Source organism: Halobacillus sp. B23F22_1, assembly GCF_043497005.1.
GTDB lineage: Bacteria > Bacillota > Bacilli > Bacillales > Halobacillaceae > Halobacillus_A.
In genome coordinates this window covers 266175-285892 of sequence record NZ_JBIEKE010000001.1, presented here as the reverse complement: position 1 = coordinate 285892, position 19718 = coordinate 266175, and the positions used below count along the sequence as shown (strand labels likewise).

General features: G+C 42.9%; 18 protein-coding genes and 2 riboswitches. Of the genes, 9 read left to right on the top strand and 9 right to left on the bottom strand.

Annotated elements, in window-relative coordinates; genetic code table 11:
* Positions 1-585: 585 nt before the first annotated feature.
* Positions 586-1635, bottom strand: coding sequence for a homocysteine S-methyltransferase family protein (locus tag ACGTNH_RS01505; RefSeq protein WP_394584525.1), 1050 nt, complete (start codon positions 1633-1635; stop codon positions 586-588).
* A 92-nt stretch (positions 1636-1727) separates the two neighbouring features.
* Positions 1728-1839: riboswitch (SAM riboswitch) on the bottom strand.
* 113 nt (positions 1840-1952) lie between these two features.
* On the opposite strand from ACGTNH_RS01505, the gene ACGTNH_RS01500 reads away from it, so the two are divergent.
* On the top strand, positions 1953-2321 hold the full coding sequence (locus ACGTNH_RS01500) for a DoxX family protein (protein WP_394584523.1): 369 nt from the start codon (positions 1953-1955) through the stop codon (positions 2319-2321).
* Positions 2322-2579: 258 nt separating this feature from the next.
* Here the strand turns inward: ACGTNH_RS01500 and ACGTNH_RS01495 are convergent, their stop codons facing one another.
* A complete protein-coding gene (locus ACGTNH_RS01495) occupies positions 2580-3752 on the bottom strand; it encodes a TraB/GumN family protein (protein WP_394584522.1) in 1173 nt (390 codons plus the stop codon).
* Between the two features lie 271 nt (positions 3753-4023).
* On the opposite strand from ACGTNH_RS01495, the gene ACGTNH_RS01490 reads away from it, so the two are divergent.
* Positions 4024-4299: a spore morphogenesis/germination protein YwcE gene (locus ACGTNH_RS01490; RefSeq protein ID WP_394584521.1), complete on the top strand. Its 276-nt coding sequence runs from the start codon at positions 4024-4026 to the stop codon at positions 4297-4299.
* 57 nt (positions 4300-4356) lie between these two features.
* Here ACGTNH_RS01490 and ACGTNH_RS01485 read toward each other — a convergent pair whose 3' ends face one another.
* Genes ACGTNH_RS01485 through qoxA form a run of 5 tightly spaced genes read right to left on the bottom strand, consistent with a single transcriptional unit; the run spans position 4357 to position 8571 of the window.
* Positions 4357-4596, bottom strand: coding sequence for a cytochrome C oxidase subunit IV family protein (locus ACGTNH_RS01485; RefSeq protein WP_394584520.1), 240 nt, complete (start codon positions 4594-4596; stop codon positions 4357-4359).
* Positions 4597-4640: 44 nt separating this feature from the next.
* Positions 4641-5030 (bottom strand): cytochrome aa3 quinol oxidase subunit IV, encoded by a 390-nt coding sequence (gene qoxD / locus ACGTNH_RS01480; protein ID WP_394584519.1) that lies wholly within the window; start codon positions 5028-5030, stop codon positions 4641-4643.
* Position 5031: 1 nt separating this feature from the next.
* Positions 5032-5637 carry a cytochrome aa3 quinol oxidase subunit III gene (gene qoxC / locus ACGTNH_RS01475; RefSeq protein ID WP_394584517.1) on the bottom strand — a complete coding sequence of 202 codons (606 nt, stop codon included), beginning with the start codon at positions 5635-5637 and terminating at the stop codon, positions 5032-5034.
* A 1-nt stretch (position 5638) separates the two neighbouring features.
* Positions 5639-7576 carry a cytochrome aa3 quinol oxidase subunit I gene (qoxB, locus tag ACGTNH_RS01470; protein WP_394584516.1) on the bottom strand — a complete coding sequence of 646 codons (1938 nt, stop codon included), beginning with the start codon at positions 7574-7576 and terminating at the stop codon, positions 5639-5641.
* Positions 7577-7596: 20 nt separating this feature from the next.
* Positions 7597-8571 carry a cytochrome aa3 quinol oxidase subunit II gene (gene qoxA / locus ACGTNH_RS01465; RefSeq protein ID WP_394586102.1) on the bottom strand — a complete coding sequence of 325 codons (975 nt, stop codon included), beginning with the start codon at positions 8569-8571 and terminating at the stop codon, positions 7597-7599.
* A 411-nt stretch (positions 8572-8982) separates the two neighbouring features.
* A riboswitch (Lysine riboswitch) is annotated at positions 8983-9161 on the top strand.
* 128 nt (positions 9162-9289) lie between these two features.
* On the opposite strand from qoxA, the gene dapA reads away from it, so the two are divergent.
* From dapA to ACGTNH_RS01435, 6 genes are all read left to right on the top strand, one after another.
* The gene (dapA, locus tag ACGTNH_RS01460; RefSeq protein WP_394584515.1) at positions 9290-10177 is read left to right on the top strand and encodes a 4-hydroxy-tetrahydrodipicolinate synthase; all 888 of its coding nucleotides are present in this window, start codon (positions 9290-9292) and stop codon (positions 10175-10177) included.
* Positions 10178-10702: 525 nt separating this feature from the next.
* Complete coding sequence (locus ACGTNH_RS01455; protein ID WP_394584513.1) at positions 10703-11890, top strand: M20 metallopeptidase family protein; 1188 nt, start codon at positions 10703-10705, stop codon at positions 11888-11890.
* A 13-nt stretch (positions 11891-11903) separates the two neighbouring features.
* Entirely contained in the window at positions 11904-13211 is a 1308-nt protein-coding gene (locus ACGTNH_RS01450) for an amidohydrolase (RefSeq protein WP_394584512.1), read from the top strand.
* Positions 13204-14457 (top strand): M20 family metallo-hydrolase, encoded by a 1254-nt coding sequence (locus ACGTNH_RS01445; protein ID WP_394584511.1) that lies wholly within the window; start codon positions 13204-13206, stop codon positions 14455-14457. The genes ACGTNH_RS01450 and ACGTNH_RS01445 overlap by 8 nt, the downstream gene beginning before the upstream one ends.
* On the top strand, positions 14454-15758 hold the full coding sequence (locus tag ACGTNH_RS01440; protein ID WP_394584510.1) for a hypothetical protein: 1305 nt from the start codon (positions 14454-14456) through the stop codon (positions 15756-15758). The genes ACGTNH_RS01445 and ACGTNH_RS01440 overlap by 4 nt, the downstream gene beginning before the upstream one ends.
* Before the next feature lie 98 nt (positions 15759-15856).
* Positions 15857-17380, top strand: coding sequence for an AbgT family transporter (locus ACGTNH_RS01435; RefSeq protein WP_394584509.1), 1524 nt, complete (start codon positions 15857-15859; stop codon positions 17378-17380).
* Positions 17381-17430: 50 nt separating this feature from the next.
* Here the strand turns inward: ACGTNH_RS01435 and ACGTNH_RS01430 are convergent, their stop codons facing one another.
* Positions 17431-17715, bottom strand: a complete 285-nt coding sequence (locus tag ACGTNH_RS01430) for a hypothetical protein (protein ID WP_394584507.1) — start codon at positions 17713-17715, stop codon at positions 17431-17433.
* Between the two features lie 151 nt (positions 17716-17866).
* Here ACGTNH_RS01430 and ACGTNH_RS01425 point away from each other — a divergent pair, with 151 nt between their 5' ends.
* A complete protein-coding gene (locus ACGTNH_RS01425; protein WP_394584506.1) occupies positions 17867-18337 on the top strand; it encodes a divergent PAP2 family protein in 471 nt (156 codons plus the stop codon).
* A 91-nt stretch (positions 18338-18428) separates the two neighbouring features.
* Here the strand turns inward: ACGTNH_RS01425 and ACGTNH_RS01420 are convergent, their stop codons facing one another.
* The gene (locus ACGTNH_RS01420) at positions 18429-19502 is read right to left on the bottom strand and encodes a branched-chain amino acid aminotransferase (protein WP_394584505.1); all 1074 of its coding nucleotides are present in this window, start codon (positions 19500-19502) and stop codon (positions 18429-18431) included.
* Positions 19503-19718: the final 216 nt, after the last annotated feature.

Genomic DNA, 19718 nt, shown 5'->3' with positions numbered 1-19718 from the left:
TAAAACATAAAATAATCCGAACGATTCTGGAGAAATCAGTTCGGATTATTTATGTTAATGAGACTCCACACCACCGCTCCGTCAAAACACTCCGCTAATGATCTGCGTGTATCCAATCGTTTGTTTATTGACATTTTTGCTTTAGTTATTTCCCGGCCTCTTTCAGCTTGTAGAGAACCACCAAATTTTCTACAAACTTTTTTCTTGCCACCAGGAGCGCAGGCCCTTCCCGTTCCCCGGACGAGCGCCCGAGCAAAACCCACGCTCGGCGATCTCAGAGCACTCGTTCTTCCACAGGAATGGAAGGGTCCAGGCTCCTTTAAATTTCCTTAAGTCAGGAAAAGATACTTAAGAGTCTTTTTCCTATCTTGACAGGCAGCCTGTTCCTGGCTTTTTCTTTTCCATGATAATGATCGCTTATAGAAAAAGGGTTTAGGAAATGGTGAGACTCCTATGGGAGATACGAATAAGGTGTGACCCCGGAAGGCGTTAGCCTAGCCTGAGGAGGCACACCATTCGCCCATGGAAAGGGAGCAGTTTCCTAAACCTTTTCCTCCTGCCAGGAGTGTTTACCCTTTTCTCATATTATGCTTTCGTACGATAGGACGTCATGTGTGACTGTAGTGTCTCATCACTTCCAAATAGGAAGTGCTTTTTCATATTTGGAGAATACGTGGAATTAACTGCCTCGCGCCCCACGGTTTCAGCAACTTCACGAAGCATACTAGGTGAAGCCCCACAGCATAATCCAAAATAATTCACGCCGATGTCGTGTGCTTCCTTCGCCCATTGCGCCAGCTCATAGCGGTTGCAATACAACGGATCAAGTGACGTAGGGAACGTTGTTTCTGTCGGCAGGCTGCAAGAACAACCGCCATCAGGCAAGTTAAAGAATGTAGGATGCTCCTCAGACGTTCGATAAGGGATAGGCAGTGCCCCTACATAGCCTTCCACTTCTTCGCGAATTTTTTCAATATAAGGCTGCATGGTGGCTGGGCCGCGGAAACAGTTCATTCCTACAACTAAAGCGCCATGTTCTTTTAACAGGCGGCAGCCTTCTTCCACACTATATCCGTCGCGGAGAACATTTTCTCCCATTAATCCGAATGTAATAACCGCAGGCAGGCCTTGTTTTTGAATTTCTTCTAATGCAATTTTCGCTTCCTCATAATAGTAGAACGTTTCCCCATTAACAAAGTCGACCTCTTCTTCTTTACACCATTTTACCATCTCCGCAAACATTTCACGGACGGTTTCTTTTGAGGCAGGATCCTCAGGATTGAATAAATTCGTATTTGAAATGTTTCCTGCCACAAGCGCTTCCTCTTCTGGATGCTCTTTTGCTACTTCTTTAGCTAAACGAATGGCCTGTCGATTTAAAGGTTCAAGCAAATCTTCCTTTTCAATGATTCTCATTTTTTCTCGGTGCGCATTATACGTAAATGCCAGTACCACGTCTGACCCCGCAAGCATATAATCACGATATGTTTGCTTTAAGGCTTCAGGGTTATCAAGTGCTACCTCTGGAACGAAGGAGCCTGCCTGTAAATACCCTCTTCGTTCAAGTTCAAATAGATACCCTTCCCCACAAATGACTGGACCGTCCTCTAATCGTTGCTGCAAGCTTCTCTTCATTTCCATCATCCCTTCTGCTGTCTCATCTAAAATTACATAGAAAAATCCCTCTTCCGATTAAGAAGAGGGATTTTGTGAGTTTCGCTCGCCTCCTCTTATCTTTCAGACGCATGACGTCTGTAGGAATTGGCACCTTTTTCAAGCCGCGCTTGAAAGGTTGCCGGGCATCATAGGGCCTAGTCCCTCTGCCACTCTCAATAAGAGTTTTAAATGTAATTATTCTCGTATTATAAAGACTTACTCCTTCACGCGTCAACCTATTTTTTGAATATTTTCAACATAAATGATCATACAATTGTAAAAAAAGGAGGACAAGTATGGAACGTTCATTTCATATTCTTAAATTTTTAAAATTCACCGTGGCATTTGTTTTTATCACCTCTGGCCTTATGAAGGTGGTCAATACCGAACTGGCTGATTACTTCGCCGGTTTAGCCCTCCCCTACCCCTTAGAGACGATGTATACCGTGGCCTGGGTCGAAATTGCAGCGGGCTTGCTGCTATTATTTAATAAGTACATGAAGACGGCGTTACTCGCTTTAATGGTGATTATGATTGGAGCGCTCGTGTTGACAAAAATTCCAGCGCTGCATGCTGGGTTCATCCATGCCCTTTTCAGTGCCAGACTCGACATCGTGATGCTCGTACTGCTTATGATTCTTTTCCGATTCCGTGTAACCACCTAAAAAGGGCCAGAAATAGTAAAGCAATGGTGTCAAAAAACGAACATTCGTATAAACGCAGACCCTGAGCGCAGTCAAATCACCGCAACAGTGGAACAGCTCTATTGCAGCGAGGGAGCATAAGGGTACCAGGTACCGAAAAGCAGTAAAAGAGCGAAGTGCCAAGTGTGAATTTCGGTACCTGGCACCCAGAGCCGAACGGATTTCAATAGAATCCTTTGAATTATTACGCTTTATTCAGTTTTGTACAAGCCTGTGCTATCACAGGTTTTCTAAAAAGACGCGAATAACATCTGCCCCGCCTATGGCTGTCCCAAGCGAACTTCCGATATTCGCCAATACAATAATGAGCAGGATTCTTGTTACTTTATTATCCCAGAACCCTTTCACGCTCGATACATCTTCAGATAAATTTTCAAAATCCTTAACGTTAGGACGTCTAAAATAAGCTTGGACAAACCCGGCAAACCAACCTGCCGCAATCAAGGGGTTCAAAGAAGTAATCGGTGCGGCAATAAACGCTGTCAGCACGGCAAACGGGTGGCCTAAAGCGACTGCAGCGCCTATAGCAGAAAAAGATCCGTTCCATAAAATCCAGCTAATCGTCTGCTGAGTTCCTGCAGCCGGGTTAGACATAAATGTATAAACAATAATGGAGATAATAAACAAAGGAATCGCCCATCCGATCAGCTTAGGCACCTTTGATTTAGGCGGACGCTGGGTCAAACGATCTAAATTATGATCTTTATAAATTTGCTCTTTAATTCCAGGCACGTGCGCAGCACCAAGCACAGCTACAATTTTCTTCCCGGGGGCCTCTTTAATTTTTTGAGATAAATACTGATCACGTTCATCAATTAACGGCTTCTTCAAGCGCGGAAAATTTTCCGTAAAATCCTGGAGCATGGCATCAAGCATGTCTTTCGATTTTAACTTTTCAAGCTCTTCTTCAGAAATTTTTTCATTGCTGAAAATACTAAATACGATCTGCATAAGAAGTTTGGCTTTGCCCCATGCCCCTAAGTTCCCCCAGATCCGTGCAAACGTAATTTGGATGTTACGATCGGCCAGCACAAGGGTCGCCCCTGTTTCATCTGCAGATTCAATGCCTTGAATCATTTCCTGGCCTGGCTTAATGCCCATTTGTTTAGCCATCCGTTTTTGAAAAGAAGAGATAACCATATTAACTAATAGCAAGGTTGCCTTCTTTTGTTTAATCACATGAAAGATATCCGTGTCCTGCCATTTATTTCCGTCTTTAATGGATTGATAACGCTGCTGATCGAGCTCTACACAAACCGAATCAGGCTGTTCATATTCAATCACTTCTTTGACTTGTTCTGCACTTTTTCTAGAGACATGAGCCGTACCTATGAGAATCAATTCTTTATCATCTAAAAAAATTCTTGTAATGTTTTCTTCACTTATCGACATTCGTACCTTCCTTTATGGTGCAATCTATGCATTTCATTGTTTACTACCACTTCCCATATTAAACTACATTGAAGCAAATGAGAATGAAAAATGAGCCGCACTTTCAGCTGACCATACATTTATAGGTTATGTTCACTTCCAAAGTGGGTAAAATAAAAATAATCCAGCAAAACTTGTGAACATTATGTGTCTTTTTCAAGAACTTTTTGTTACAATAGAAATATATAAGAATACGCTTACATTTAAGTCCTTAAAAAGGAGTTGTTTTTACATGGATGTTGTAATGATTTTCTTGATGCTTTCAACGATTACACCTTTCTTGTTTATCAAACTGAAAAAAATGCCTTTAGCGATTGCCCAGTCAGTTTTATTAGTCGGAATGTGGATGTATTATTTCCAGGCTGTATTTAGTACAGCACCAGCCGCATTTTCACCTTTATGGATCATTTTTTACGCTGGATTACTCCTCTCGCAGATTGCCTGGATTATGTTTATCATTTATGTGATAAGCACACAAGAGGACAAATGGCAGAAGAGTTATCAATAATAATGAAACAAATCCCACTCCCTGAGAACAGGAAGTGGGATTTTTTGTGGTTCTATTTTAAACGGTCTGCTTCTCTTCGGATCGTTTTTGCGCATGAAACAATTGAATGATCGCCTGAGAAAAGGCTACAGCTGCCAGAACGTAAAGTAACAATTTTGGCGTATAGCTTGTATACATAGCTCCCCATAAAGAGAAGGAAGTAATTAGAATGCACAGCATAAAACCAATGACGTGTTTGCTCGAAATCTCCGAAGTCACATCATTCTCTTGATTGTAAACTTTCTCATTGATTTGCAATGATCTCACCTACCATACTTAGTTAAAACGTTCCTAAACAGCACTTAGTGCCCTTCGTGTTCACCGTCATCTTGTTGTTCTTGGTCATCATTTTCATGTTGTTCATATTGATGATCTTCTTCATCATGATTGTGCGTAAAGCCAAAGGACATGGTAAAGAGTGAACCTGCTACTACAATCGCCGCTAATACAGCGCCGTGGAACATCATGTTCCATGGAACGTGCCCATTTTTACTTTCAAATTCGACGACGTGCATGAACATAAACAATTGAATACCGGCCTGGATTACTGCAAGAATCATAATTCCTGAAATAATCCACATGGTAGAAAGATTTGAGCCAAGAGCTGTCCATGTTGCCAGTAAAGTTAAAGCAATGGATAAAACAAAGCCGATAACATGCTGGGTTGGAATACGTTTATTATGATCCGTCATACTAAACCACCATCCCTATTAAATAAACACTCGTGAAAATAAAGATCCACACGACGTCCAAGAAGTGCCAGTACAGTCCTATGATAAAGAACTTTCTGCTTGTTCTTGGTGTTAATCCTCGCTTCGTTACTTGAATCAGCAAGAGAATCACCCATCCAATACCAAGCGTTACGTGCAGTCCGTGTGTCCCAGCCAATGTAAAGAAGGCTGACCAAAAGGCACTGGACTGAAGAGTAGCTCCTTCATGGGCATAATGGATGAATTCGTAGATCTCAAAACCGAGAAAGGATAAACCTAAAACTAAAGTTACAATCATCCAATTACGCAAGCCTTTAACTGAACCTCTGCGCATTTCATGGATAGCTAATCCACATGTGAAACTACTTGTTAACAACAGGAACGTCATAACGAGTACAATTCCTGGCTCAAATAATTCAGCTGGAGGGGTAGAATCAGCCGTTCTGCCAAATAATACAGCGTAAGTGGCAAAGAGAGTCGCAAACAAAACAATTTCTGCTGCCAAGAAGATCCAGAATCCAAGAATCGTCATCTGACCTTCTTCGGTTCTATATTCCAATGGGCCTGTTTTCAGCTCGTGAGAACTCATATTATAACCCCCTTGCCGAGCGTTCAGTACGCTTAATTTCATCTACTTCGACGTGGTAACCTTCGTCGTAATCAAAGGAACGTATAACCATCATCACAATACCAGCAAGTAAGCCGGCAATGGCCATCCACATCCATTCAAACACAACCCCGAAACTTGCAATAGCTAAGAATCCCATAAATATGATCGGCTGTCCTGTGTTACTAGGCATGTGAATCGGTTCTAATTTGTCTTCTTCAAACGTCGTTTTTCCTTCTTCCTTCAGTTTCACATAGGCATCCTGGCTATCCACATGCGGAACTGTAGCGAAGTTGTAGAAAGGAATTGGTGTCGGCGTCGCCCATTCAAGCGTACGTCCGTCATCCCAGCTGTCTCCTGATGTTTCTCGTTCACTATAACGATAGCTGTAAACGATCGTGAAGCAGAAGATAGCAAAACCTACTCCCATTCCAAATGCCCCTACGGTAGAGATGACATTAAGCGGCATCCATTCTGGAATGATCGTAAAGACACGACGCGGCATTCCGTCCAATCCTGCAAAATACTGCGGGAAGAAACAAACGTGAAAACCGATGACGAAAAACCAGAAGCTCCATCTGCCGAGTCTTTCGTTGAGCTTGTGGCCAAACATTTTCGGATACCAGAAAATAAGACCTGCGAAGCAAGCAAAAACTGTACCTGCAATCAATACATAGTGGAAGTGTGCCACTAAGAAATAAGAGTTGTGGAACTGATAGTCCGCAGATGCCATACCGAGCATAACACCGGTCACACCACCGATAACGAAACTCGGAATAAAGGCAAGCGCCCACATCATAGCTACGGTATTGTTAATCCGCGATTTATACAGCGTTCCTAACCAGTTGAATATTTTCACCCCGGTTGGTACGGCAATCAACATCGTTGAAATGGAGAAGACAGAGTTTACAAAAGCACCGGCACCCATCGTAAAGAAGTGGTGTACCCATACTAAGAAACTTAACCCCGCGATTAAAATAATCGCCCATACCATAGCTTTATAACCAAACAATTGTTTACGTGCAAACGTAGAAATAACCTCTGAGAAGATTCCGAATGCAGGAAGTATAACAATATACACTTCAGGGTGTCCCCACATCCAGAACAAGTTTGCCCACATCATCGGCATTCCTTCACCAGTTAACGTAAAGAACTGAGCTCCGAAAACACGGTCAAGCGTCATAAGTGCTAAAGCAACCGTTAAGATCGGGAATGCAAAGACGATAATAAATGATGTGATTAACGTAGACCACGTAAAGATTGGCATTTGAAACATTTTCATGCCGGGCGCACGCATCTTAAGAATGGTTACCATAAAGTTAACCCCTGATGCGAGCGTACCTATACCTGATAATTGCAGTCCCATTAAATAGAAGTTTTGCCCAGGACCGGGGCTCATGGCCGCACCCGCTAACGGTGTATAGCTTGTCCAGCCGGCATCTGGTGAGCCGCCGATAACAAATGAAATGTTAAACAACATCGCACCAAATAGGAATGACCAGAAACTCAACGCGTTTAAATATGGAAAAGCAACGTCACGCGCACCGATTTGCAATGGTACGACAACGTTCATTAACCCAATAAGAAACGGCATCGCCATAAATATAATCATCACTGTACCGTGAGTTGTAAATATCTCATCATAGTGCTGAGCATTTAAGAAGTTCATATTTGGAAAGGCAAGCTGGGTACGCATCATAAGCGCATCGGCTCCACCTCGGAACAACATTGCTAAAGCACTAAGAATATACATAATTCCTATTTTTTTATGATCAACGGTCGTTAACCACTCACGCCATAACCAGCCCCATTTTTTGAAATACGTTAAAATGAATAGGATCGCGGCGGACACAAGGACAATCGAAACCATCCCGGCATATATAAGCGGTTCGCCCGTAACGAAAAATTCGTCAAGCTGCATAGTTGCTCACCTGCTTTCTATTAATGACTTTCATGATCATCATCGTTCTCTTCATCCATGAAATCTTCGGCTTCTTGATCGCTATATAAATGCATAAGCTCGCCGTATAAGTCATAGTGTCGGTTAACAGCATAATCACGACCATCGTTCGTCCCGTGATCCACCCACTCTAAGTGAGTTGAAGAAAACTCTGCTTCAGTTGTAAGACCCGGTTTAAGTAACTCATCATACTCTTCCTGAGTCAATTCGGGAGCTTCATTTTGAGTTTGTTCTACCCAGTCATTGTAATCCTCTTCACTTTCGGCATAGACTTCGAAGGTATGCTTCGTAAAGCCTTCCCCGTTAAAGTTCGAGTTCCTGCCATCGTAAACCCCTTCTTCATCCGCTTGTAAATAAAGGGTATTTTCCATTCCAGCCATGTTATATTTCTGACCGCCTAATCGAGGAATCCACAGGGCTGCCATCGAGTCAGCCGATGACAACTTAAATTCTATGGGACGATCTGTTGGAATGTGTAAATAGTTTACGGTTTCTATGTCCTCTTCAGGGTAGCTGAAGAACCATTTCCAATCAGCTGCTGTTGCATAAACGACAAGTGGTTCCTTGGTATCTTCTGTTGCCGCCTCTTCCGATTCAGGCGGTTTTTCTAACTCAAACAGCGTTTCTACCGTCGGTATACTCAATGCAACCACGATAATGAAAGGAATCACAGTCCACACGATCTCAATCATCGTGTTGCCGTGCATATGCGGGTCATAGTCGCTTTCTTTTCGGTTCGGGTTCGTATCCCGATACTTGTAAACGAAATAAGCGAAAGGCACACACACGACCACCACGATAAATAACATAAGAATTATGGAATATATTATGAGATCGTTTTGAGTTTGAGCCACCGGACCTTTTGGATCAAAAACAGCCATTTGACTGCACCCGCTCAAAAACAAGACAAGACTGAGTGGAAGTAAAATCAGTCCTCGTTTGAAGAATTGCTTCATGCTTTTCACTCGGTTACACTCCTTTTTTTCTTTATTTAAAGGTTCTGCCGCATAAAAGTTAATAGATTGCGTTTTAACTGAAAGTAGTATAGCAAAAATATGACGAAATGAAATAAAGTTAATGAAATTGTCATTGATCGCTCACAACTTTTTAAAGTTTTGACGAAAAATCGTCACTAATTTGGAAAATTTTAATCATAATGGCGGGGATATACGGCGAATGAATTGAAGGTTGTAGAAATTACTCATTACATCTGTAAGTATCCTTAAATGTTTTGAATCAAACCTATTAGGGAATCTCTTCACAAATGTCACATTTAAAATTATAAAAAACAGATATCCCCCTTGTATTCAATTACCAATTCTGTTATAGTTCAGGCAACTAAATAATTTCTTTCTTCAACTTTTTGAAGAGAGGATAGAGGTGCGAAGACCATCAGTACACAATGTGAGGACGATGAGGTCCCTGGATCATTGTGAAAAGGGGGATTTGCCGAAGCGGAAAGAAACTCATACTCTTGATGCTGGTTCTGCTGTTGAATAAATACAGGACTGTCATATAGGAAACTATATGGAGGGCTATCTTTGCAGAAACGATGCGACAAACAATCGATTTCTACAGCAACAACGATACCCTTCGTTGTTGCTTTTTTGCGCTTACACTCGTACAGCCCGTCCCACCTCTATATTTAAAATTTTAAGAAAAGGGTGTGAAGTTATGAATTTTGGCCAAGTCTTAACAGCAATGGTCACTCCGTTTGATCAAAAGGGCGAAATTGACTTTAATGCAACTCGAACATTAGTTAATCATTTAATTGAAAATGGTACGGACGGATTAGTTATCGGAGGCACGACTGGGGAATCGCCTACATTGACTTCTGATGAAAAAATTGAATTTTACCGCTATGTAGTTAAAGTCGTCGATAGACGCGTGCCTGTTCTTGCAGGTACAGGCTCTAACAATACACACGCTTCAATCAGTTTAACGCAAGAGGTTGAAGAAACAGGCGTCGACGCTGTCATGCTCGTTGCTCCATATTACAACAAACCATCGCAGGAAGGGTTGTATCAACACTTTAAAGCGATCGCCCAATCCACCAGCCTGCCTGTGATGTTGTATAACATTCCAGGAAGGAGTGTAGTGAACGTGCTTCCTGAAACGATTGTACGTCTGTCCGAAATCGACAATATCGTTTCCGTTAAAGAATCAAGCGGTGATTTGGACGCGGTTACAGAGATTATCAGCCGGACAGCGGATGACTTCACTGTGTACAGTGGAGATGATGGGATGACTCTGCCTATCCTTTCTATTGGCGGGACAGGCGTTGTCTCAGTTGCTTCCCATGTAATAGGAAATGAAATGCAGCAGATGGTTCATAGTTTTAATGATGGAGATGTCATGTATGCAAGTGCGATGCACCGCAAATTGCTGCCTGTTATGAAAGCTTTGTTTGCTGCTCCAAGTCCTTCTCCTGTCAAAGCCGCTTTAAATATGAAAGGGATTTACGTAGGCAATGTTCGTTTACCTATGCTCCCTCTTACGGCAGAAGAGAAAAACGAATTGCAAAAGATGCTTCCTGATCAAAATATTGAAGCCGTTGGCTAATGATCAGAAAACAGGCTGGGACAAAACTGAATAAAGCTTAAAATAATCCGAACGATTCTTCTGGAATCAGTTCGGATTATTTATATTACATACATCGAATATACGCCGCTCCGTCAAAATGCTTCGCTTTCCTTGGGCACGGCCTCAGCTTCCTCGGAAAGCAAAGGGCGCTTTCCTGCGGGTTTTCGACTCGTGCTGTTCCCAAAGGAGTCTTCGCATTTTGACTACGCTCATGATCTGTGTTTATACAAATGTTCGTTTTTTAACAACTTTGCTTTACTTATGTCTCATCTTCGTTAGATCACTTTTTTAATAACCGCTCCACACCAATCTCTTTTTCTTCTTCCAAAAACATTTCTACCCTTATATTTCCTTTCTGTATTAATAATTCCTTCACCTCTATGCATATTTATAATTTTTCTAAAAATTTTGTCGAATAGGGGTGCAATTTAAATATAATCTGTTATAATACATAAATAACGGAACATTAAAGGAAATTGTCCTTAAATAAAAGGAGGTTCTTTTTTGAACACCATCAAAGAATTAATTTCATCAATAGAAAGCGAAATCATCAACATTCGCAGAACCTTACACAAGAACCCTGAATTAGCCAATGAAGAACATGAGACCTCTACTTTAGTGAAAGAAAAATTATCGGATTATGGTGTGAAATGGGAGGCCGGCTTCGCTGGAACGGGGGTTCTCGGAATTATTGAAGGGAATAAACCGGGCGGAACAGTGGCCCTTCGAGCAGATATGGACGCGCTCCCTATTCAAGAAGCCAATGATCATGAGTTTATTTCTGAGAATAAAGGAAAAATGCATGCGTGCGGACATGATGCACACACGGCTATGCTTCTAGGGGCCGGCTACGCGTTGGAAAAAGTTAAGGATGAGATTAACGGAACAGTCCTGTTGGTTTTCCAGCCCGCTGAAGAAAATTCTCCACATGGAGGATCGAAACAAATGATGGAGGATGGAGTTTTTAATACATTTACCCCCGATGTCATTTACGGACAGCATGTGTGGCCGGGCCTCCCTGTAGGTAAAGTCGGAATTCGTGATAAAGAAATGATGGGCGCATCCGATCGTTTCAAAGTTACCATTAAAGGAAAAGGCGGCCATGCGAGTATGCCTCATGAAGGAAATGATGCACTGATCGTTACCAATCAAATCATATCCAGTCTGCAGACGATTATAAGCCGGAATATGAATCCACTCGACTCTGCTGTCGTTACGGTTGGGAAAATTGAAGGGGGTTACAGCTATAATGTCATCCCTGATCAAGTCACATTTGAAGGAACGGTCCGCACCTTTAAACCTGAAGTCAAAGAAAAAGTGAAGCAGCGATTTCACACGATCATTGAGCAGACGGTCTCAGCTTTTGATGCAGAGTCCAACATTCAATACCTTGACGGCTATCCTGCCACGATCAATACACCAAAATGGGCGGAACAAGCCAGGGTTACTTCCAAGAAGCTTCTTGGTGAAGACGCTGCCCCCGCCCTCGATCCTGCTTTAGCAGGTGAAGATTTTTCCAGATTTCTGCTCGAGTACGAAGGAGCGTTCATATGGCTTGGGACTCAAATCGAGGAGTCCGCAAATCAAAAGCCCCTTCACGACCCTGGTTTTAAACTTAATGAAAAAGCATTGCCGCTAGGAAGTGAATTTTTAGCAGCTGTAGCTCTTGATACACTGAAGACTCTTACGTAGGGAGAGAAGGAATTTGGCGATAAATTTAAAACATTTTTCTAAAACAATTGAACCCTCACTCCTGCAGTGGCGGCGTCATTTACATCAATATCCTGAGCTAGGATTTATGGAATACTATACAACTTATGTCATTGGAGAAGAACTGAAGAAGCTTGGATTTACCATTCATTGCGGCAAAGAAGCCTTAGAAAGCGACGCCCGATACGGTGTACCTGCCGAAAATGAACGTGCTGAGAATGAGAAACGGGCCCGAGCGATGGGTGTTCCAGAGGAGTGGATGGCGGCCGTGCACGGCGGTCACACAGGAATTGTCGCTGTTTACGACACAGGGCGGAGCGGTGATCATCTTGCTTTTCGCTTTGATATTGATGCACTGCCTATAGAGGAAGCTGAGCAGGACAAGCACGTGCCTTTTAAAAAATCTTTTATATCTAAACAAAAAGGCGTCATGCACGCGTGCGCTCACGACGGTCACACGACAATCGGCCTTGGTCTCGCTCAATTTATAGCCGAGCATCACATGAAGCTGAACGGAAAGTTTACACTGCTCTTCCAGCCTGCTGAAGAAGGCGGCCGCGGTGCTAGAGCTATGACGGAAAAAGGGTGGCTCAGCGGTGTAGATGCGTTTTATTCAGGCCATATCGGAATTCAATCTCTGCCCGTCGGAACGATTGCTGCTACGACGAGAGGATTTCTCGCATCATCTAAACTCAATGTTCATGTTAAAGGTCAATCTTCCCATTCAGGTATGAAGCCTGAAGCCGGCCGTAATGCGTTATTAGCAGCAGCGACCGCAGCGACCCAGTTACACTCGATTTCACGTCATAGTGAAGGTATAAGCAGAATTAATGTCGGTAAACTGATCGCAGGGAACGGCAGAAACATCGTTTCAGACCGCGGCTATTTGGAACTGGAAACTAGAGGAGAAACACAGAACATTAACGAATATATGCAAAAGGAAGCGCGGCGAATCATTGAAGCATCTGCTGCCATGCACAACGTAGAGGCTCAAATCGAATTTGTTGGAGAAACCGAAGAGTTACATTGTGACGAGTCACTCATTCCATTAATCACGAACGCCTGCCAAACCAGCAACCTCATTCAAAAAATTGAACCTTATGCCCTCGTCTCTGGTTCTGAAGACGCCAGCTTTATGATGAATGAAGTACAAAAGCAGGGCGGTAAAGCCACTTACATGTTATTTGGTACTCACTTACCGGACAATCACCACTCTCCTCATTTTGATTTTGAAGAGGAAGTGTTAACTGTCGCGTTAGATGCCTACATCCACATTGTGAAAGGAGGAAACGAGATTGCCTGACCTTAAGAACTGGCTGGAAAAAAACTTATTAAAACTCAATCTAGTCGAAGAAATGGACTACGAACAAGGATTTTCAAGACTCAGCTATACAAAAGAAGAAAAACAATCTCACCACATGTTTCAATCGATCGCTCAAGATCTTGGGTTAGAAGTAAAAGCCGATCAAGCGGGAAACCAGTGGGCTACATGGCATATTGATGATCAAGCCCCTACAGTTGCTGTAGGTTCACACGTCGATACGGTTAAAAACGGCGGCGGCTATGATGGAGTGGCCGGGGTCCTTACTGGATTAGCTGCTATTAAAGTACTCAAGGATCAAAACATGAAGCCAGTTAAAAATATAAGCGTCATTTGTTTTGCTTCTGAAGAATCCGCTCGATTTGGTGTTTCCACTATTGGAAGTAAAGCCATATCTGGGTTACTGGATAAAGAGGATATCGCTTCCGTAAAAGACGCAGACGGCATTACCATTAAAGAAGCAATAGAAGATTTCGGTCTCTCCTGGGAAACGATTGATCAAGCTGAGGTGCCCGAAAGCAAGCTGGAGAGTTTCCTTGAGCTCCATATTGAACAAGGGACTCAAATTGAAACTAATGAGGCGGATATCGGGATCGTTCGAGGTGTAGCATGTCCAATCCGGCTGCAGGTCACAGCTGCAGGGATGGCGAATCATACAGGAACGACCCCGATGAAACGTCGATCAGACGCTTTTGCGGCTATCGCTCCCCTTGTCACATTTGTTGAAGAACAAGCGAACCTCTTAAACACAGAACAGGACATCCCCCTCGTCGCTACAGTTAGTACCGTCAGTGTTGAACCGAACGTCATGAATGTAATTCCCGGGGAAGTTATATTAGGCATAGACATCCGTAGTGTAGACGATTCGTTGAAAAAAGAATTAGCAGACCGCATCCAGGCGTACTGCCGTAAAATTGAGGAAAAACGCTCGGTAGACATTCATATCCACACCCTGGTCGATAATCCATCCGTATTCCTTGATCCTAAAGTTGTGGAAAAGCTTACGAAAGTTACTGAGAAAATCAACTACAAACCTTTTCACCTGGATAGCGGTGCGGGGCACGATGTTATGAATATGGCGAATAAGTGGTCAACCGGCTTACTCTTCATCCCTTGTGAAGAGGGAATCAGCCATCATCCTAAAGAATTCGCTTCGATAAAAGATTTAGCGAAAGGAATGCAGGTGATTGCTGAATATTTAAAAGAGGAAACTGGTGAGCGCTTGTGAAAACAAAAATAGGTGTCATCGCCCCGCATGATTCATTGCAGCGAATCATGTACGTGGCCAAAGAATTTAAAGATATTTCATTTGTCCCCTACCCTTATGAGCAATTAGAAGAAGTCTCCACCATTTTAAAAGATCACCGAGGTGAGGTTGATCAATGGTTTTTCTCAGGGGTGTTAAATTACACTTATGCGATAGAGTACGAACTGATTACAGCAGAGGAAGGGGCTTTCCCCCCTCTGCACGGAGCAAGCTTTTTCGGTATTTTACTAGAAGCCCAGCTTAATTTAAACCAAGTATTTCGACAAGTCAGCATCGATACGATTACCAATGAAGAATTCGATAAAATCCTATCCTACTACCAACTAGAAGATTTAACCTACTATACCCATCCTTTTGAAAGCGGCAAAAGCGCGGATGAACTCGTTGAATTTCACACTGAATTATTTGACCAGGGAAAAGCGGAAGTTGTCATCACTTCCATTAAAGACGTATACCTCCGATTAAAAGAGAAGAGCATCCCGGTCTATCGTGTAACACCTTCCTATTTATCGATTAAAATGATTATTCAGTTTTTGGAAGAACGAGCACAGTCCAACCTTTACCGAAACTCACAAGTTTCAGTCATAGGCTGCCGGATTGAAATGGATCCAGAAAACCTCGAAGAACTCTATTATTCTTTTAAAACAAAATACCAGGAGTTAGACGTAAGACGGCAGCTTTTTGAAATTGCTGAAAAGACAAACGGCTCCGTAATGCAAATGGGAGATGGACTTTTCTTTATTTTTACAACACGCGGAGAATTAAGTACAGAAACGGAGGGGGATTTATTTTCCTTAATCGATGACATACGTCTGCAGAGCAACTTACAGCTTAAAGTAGCTATTGGATTTGGAGAAACCGTATTACAGGCTGAGCAGCACGTAAGACTAGGCTTCCGCCACATCAAAGAGTACGATAAACCGATCCTTCTAATTGTTGACGATGATCAATCGATCTCAGCAAGACAGCAAGAAGAACAAATTAACTACAGTACGACAGAGATCGGCCCCTCGTGGAAAGAAAAAATGAAAGACGTCAATCTCAATCCGGGGGTGGTATCAAAAATAGTATCTTACTCCAATCACTACCGGCGCGCACAATTCTCCTCGCAGGATCTAGCCCGCTGGCTGAAAAGTACAGAGAGAAACGGCAGGCGGATTCTTGCAGAAATGGAGAAAGTCGGCATCATTGAACAGGCTGGAGAATCGCAGTCTGGCGAAAGAGGCCGGCCAAGGAAAGTGTATCAATTTACAGGGAATTAACCGACAGGGAATGAGCAGCACCACACAATCAGTTTTATTTTTATATATAAACGGAAGAGCAAAGGAAATCTTCCTAAAATAAAGGAGAGGTGAAAGACATGAGTAAGACGACTGGAGAGAAAACAAATAAAGGAATGACCAGATTCCTTAATGGTATAGAAAAAGTAGGGAATAAATTACCCGAGCCCTTTATGTTGTTCGTATATCTTGCCGCATTCACCATTGTATTTTCATGGGTGATTTCACTGTTTGGTGTAACGGTTGAAGAGCCGGGAACTGGTGAAGAAGTAGCCATTCAAAGCCTTATTTCTGGAGATGGACTGGAGTACATTCTCACATCCATGCTCGATAACTTCACCGGATTTGCCCCGCTCGGCCTCGTACTCGCTATGATGTTAGGGATTGGCCTTGCTGATAAAGTAGGACTTCTTGAAACAGCGATCAAGAGTACGATTCTAAAGGCACCTAAATCCTTAGTCACTTATGCCGTTATCTTCGTCGGGATCATGGGTAACATCGCTTCAGATGCTGCCTTCGTAATTGTACCGCCGCTGGCTGCTATGGTCTTTTACACGATTGGCCGTCATCCGCTTGCTGGTTTAGCCGCTGGTTTCGCCGGTGTGGGATCTGGTTTTACGGCTAACTTTATGATTACCGGAACGGACGCCTTGCTTGCCGGGATCTCTACAGAGGTAATGGAAAGCATGGATGCAGGGGTGGTCGTTACACCTGTCGATAACTGGTACTTTATGATTGCTTCCGTTATTTTGTTATCTGTCACAGGTGCTTTTATTACTGAGAAAATTATTGAGCCACGTCTTGGTAAGTATGAAGGGGATGCTGGTAACGCGCTTGAAGAAAGTACTGGATTAGAGTTAAAAGGTTTTCGTAACGCTGCCATCGCCGGACTAGTCTATATGATCATTATTGTAGCAGCTATTGCATGGCCGAATTCTGCTCTAAGAAGTGAAGAAGGCGGACTCGTTCCTTCCCCATTTTTAGATGGAATTGTGCCAATTATCTTATTTTTCTTCATTATCATTGGTATTGCGTACGGGGTTACTGTTAAGAAAATCACTTCCAGCCGCGACATTTCAGGATTCATGGGAGAAGCGATGAAAGATATGTCCGGATTTATCGTCTTAATCTTTGCCGCTGCCCAGTTTATCGCATACTTTGACTGGACGAATATCGGAACGTGGGTGGCTGTCAGCGGAGCGAACTTCCTGCAGTCAATGGATATGACCGGCCTTCCGATTGTCGTTGGATTCTCCATTTTAACAGCGTTTATGAACCTGTTAATCTTTAGCGGCTCGGCGCAGTGGGCTTTAGAAGCTCCAATTTTCTTACAAATGTTCTACTATCTAGACTATCACCCGGCATTTATTCAAATGGCATATCGTATTGCTGACTCGTCTACAAACATCATTACTCCGATGAACCCATATATCATCGTAGTGCTGGCGTTTATGAGAGAATACAACAAGAAGGCTGGCTTAGGAACGTTAATTTCGTTAATGCTCCCATACAGTATTATTTTCTTCGCCATCTGGATTGTTCTATTGCTTGTCTTTGCCATCTTCGGTATTCCATTTGGACCGGGAATTGGTGTAAACCTTTAATCGAATTTCAAAAGAGCTGCGGACCTTTACGGGTTCGCAGTTTTTATCTGTTACACGTTCTTCATCACTTTCTTCGTCATTCCACACCGTTCGCATTGATAGATAGCCATGGACTTCATTTCATCGTCCCACCTGATATGTTTGTTTTTGTGAAAACCCATGCGGCATAGGAAACTTCCATGACGCTGCGCGCGACCGCGCGCTATAACAATGAGAACTAATCCAATCGTGGCAAATATGCTGAATGGAATGAGAGTGAAACGACTGCTTGACCCCCATAATAAAAAACCTATCAGCAGCACAGCGACCCCTGTCGCTTCTATTTTTTTTAACATTCATTCACTTGCCTCCTTGCTTTTCTTATCCCTTATTTTTCCTCAAGTAAACCTTTTCCTGCCATAAAAAAAGGCCCTTCAAACTGAATAATTTGTTGTGAGGAGGGTATGAATCATAGATAAGGTAATTTGTATGTAACGGAGGGATCGTATGAATCGGGGTATTATTACTTCAATTTCGGCGATTGTTATCGCCCAAGGTTTAAAAATAGTGACACATAAAAAAGTAAGCGGCAAATGGGATTGGAAGCCGATTCTTCAAACAGGCGGAATGCCCAGCTCCCATTCGGCCGGAGTGGCTTCACTGGCGACATACGTGGCAGCTAACCGCGGCACCAGACACATCGAAACAGCGCTTGCCGTCGTATTTGGTGCCATTGTCATGTATGATGCACAAGGAATTAGACGCCATACCGGCGAAATTGCGAGGCTGGTCAATGACCTGGAAGATAATATAGAAAAGATTTCTGGTGATTTTCCAAGCTTAGAATTTGTTAAAAGAGAAAAGGAACTAAAAGAGCTTCTTGGTCATCAGCCCGCTGAAGTGGCTGTCGGTGCTCTCTTTGGATTTTTATATGGCTTAACATCCGCTAAGCTGGAGGATCGAAAACACAGCGAATAAGTTCCAATAATGGGCCGGGTACCAGGTACCGAAATTCACATTTGGCGCTTCGCTCTTTTACAGCTTTTCGGTACCTGGTACCCTTATTCTGTTATTTTACTTCTACAACCCAATCGTATGGATCTTCTACGTTTCCTTTTTGAATGCCGGTAATCGTATCATAAAGCTTTTGTGAAAGCTCTCCGATTTCGTGATTATTGATCGTCATCTTCTTCCCTTGCCAATTCAATTCACCTACAGGGGAAATAACGGCCGCTGTTCCAGTACCGAACGCTTCTTCAACTTCTCCGCGCTCATAAGCCTCATATAATTCATCAATGGAAATCTTACGTTCCACCACTGGAACCTCCCAATCTCTCAGCAGCTCTAAAATCGACATCCGCGTAATCCCTTTTAAAATACTGCCGCTTAGAGCCGGTGTAACAACTTCTCCATTAATCTTGAAGAAGATGTTCATACTGCCCACTTCCTCTATATAGCGCTTCTCAATGCCGTCGAGCCATAATACATCAGCACTACCTTCCTTATACGCATTCGACTGCGCCTGATAAGCGGAAGAATAGTTTCCGGCCGTCTTCGCCATTCCGGTTCCACCTTTGACTGCACGAGTGAACTCGTTTTCCACTTTAATTTTCACAGGATGAATTCCTCCTGAGAAATAGGATCCAACAGGTGAAAGAATGATCATAAATTTATAGGTTTTCGAGGGAGCTACCGCTAAATTTGGATCCGTGGCAATAATAAAAGGGCGAATGTAAAGAGAAGTTCCATCTGTAGCAGGAACCCAGTCTTTTTCAATTCGAATCAGTTCCTCCAGGTGGCTCATTACCTCGTCTTCATCAATGGGAGGAATGCTTAAACGATCGCTTGAACGATTAAGACGCTCGAGATTTTTTTCCGGTCTGAACATTAAAATACGGTCCCCGTCCGCACGGTACGCTTTTAACCCTTCAAATACCGTTTGTCCATAGTGAAAAATCATGGCTGCCGGATCAAGCGTGACAGGCTCATAAGGCACAATCCGCGGCTCGTGCCACCCTTTGTCTTCCGCGTAATCCATGACAAACATATGATCCGTAAACGTTGAGCCAAATGGAATCTGATCTTTTTCCGGCTTTGATTTAAGATTTGTACTTTTTACAATGGTCAATTCATTAGCAGTCATCAGCAATACTCCTTTTGTCGTTATGTTAAAAAGGTCCACCTTTTAGTAAAGAGCGGACGTTTATATTAGTATCCATTGTACGCTGAACAGCGCTCATTTTAAAGTCTTTAGCTCTGTCATTCTTTAATGCAGTACAGAAAGTGGGTCATGGGGAGACAGGGTGTATTAGTGGGGATAATCAGCGTTTGCTTGGCGATCACATAATAAGTCAGGTCA

Coding starts and splice junctions, on each gene's coding strand:
- ACGTNH_RS01505 (WP_394584525.1), bottom strand. CDS start 1,635: ATGAAGAGAAGCTTGCAGCAACGATTAGAGGACGGTCCAGTCATTTGT.
- ACGTNH_RS01500 (WP_394584523.1), top strand. CDS start 1,953: ATGGAACGTTCATTTCATATTCTTAAATTTTTAAAATTCACCGTGGCA.
- ACGTNH_RS01495 (WP_394584522.1), bottom strand. CDS start 3,752: ATGTCGATAAGTGAAGAAAACATTACAAGAATTTTTTTAGATGATAAA.
- ACGTNH_RS01490 (WP_394584521.1), top strand. CDS start 4,024: ATGGATGTTGTAATGATTTTCTTGATGCTTTCAACGATTACACCTTTC.
- qoxD (WP_394584519.1), bottom strand. CDS start 5,030: ATGACGGATCATAATAAACGTATTCCAACCCAGCATGTTATCGGCTTT.
- qoxC (WP_394584517.1), bottom strand. CDS start 5,637: ATGAGTTCTCACGAGCTGAAAACAGGCCCATTGGAATATAGAACCGAA.
- qoxB (WP_394584516.1), bottom strand. CDS start 7,576: ATGCAGCTTGACGAATTTTTCGTTACGGGCGAACCGCTTATATATGCC.
- qoxA (WP_394586102.1), bottom strand. CDS start 8,571: ATGAAGCAATTCTTCAAACGAGGACTGATTTTACTTCCACTCAGTCTT.
- dapA (WP_394584515.1), top strand. CDS start 9,290: ATGAATTTTGGCCAAGTCTTAACAGCAATGGTCACTCCGTTTGATCAA.
- ACGTNH_RS01435 (WP_394584509.1), top strand. CDS start 15,857: ATGAGTAAGACGACTGGAGAGAAAACAAATAAAGGAATGACCAGATTC.
- ACGTNH_RS01430 (WP_394584507.1), bottom strand. CDS start 17,715: ATGTTAAAAAAAATAGAAGCGACAGGGGTCGCTGTGCTGCTGATAGGT.
- ACGTNH_RS01425 (WP_394584506.1), top strand. CDS start 17,867: ATGAATCGGGGTATTATTACTTCAATTTCGGCGATTGTTATCGCCCAA.
- ACGTNH_RS01420 (WP_394584505.1), bottom strand. CDS start 19,502: ATGACTGCTAATGAATTGACCATTGTAAAAAGTACAAATCTTAAATCA.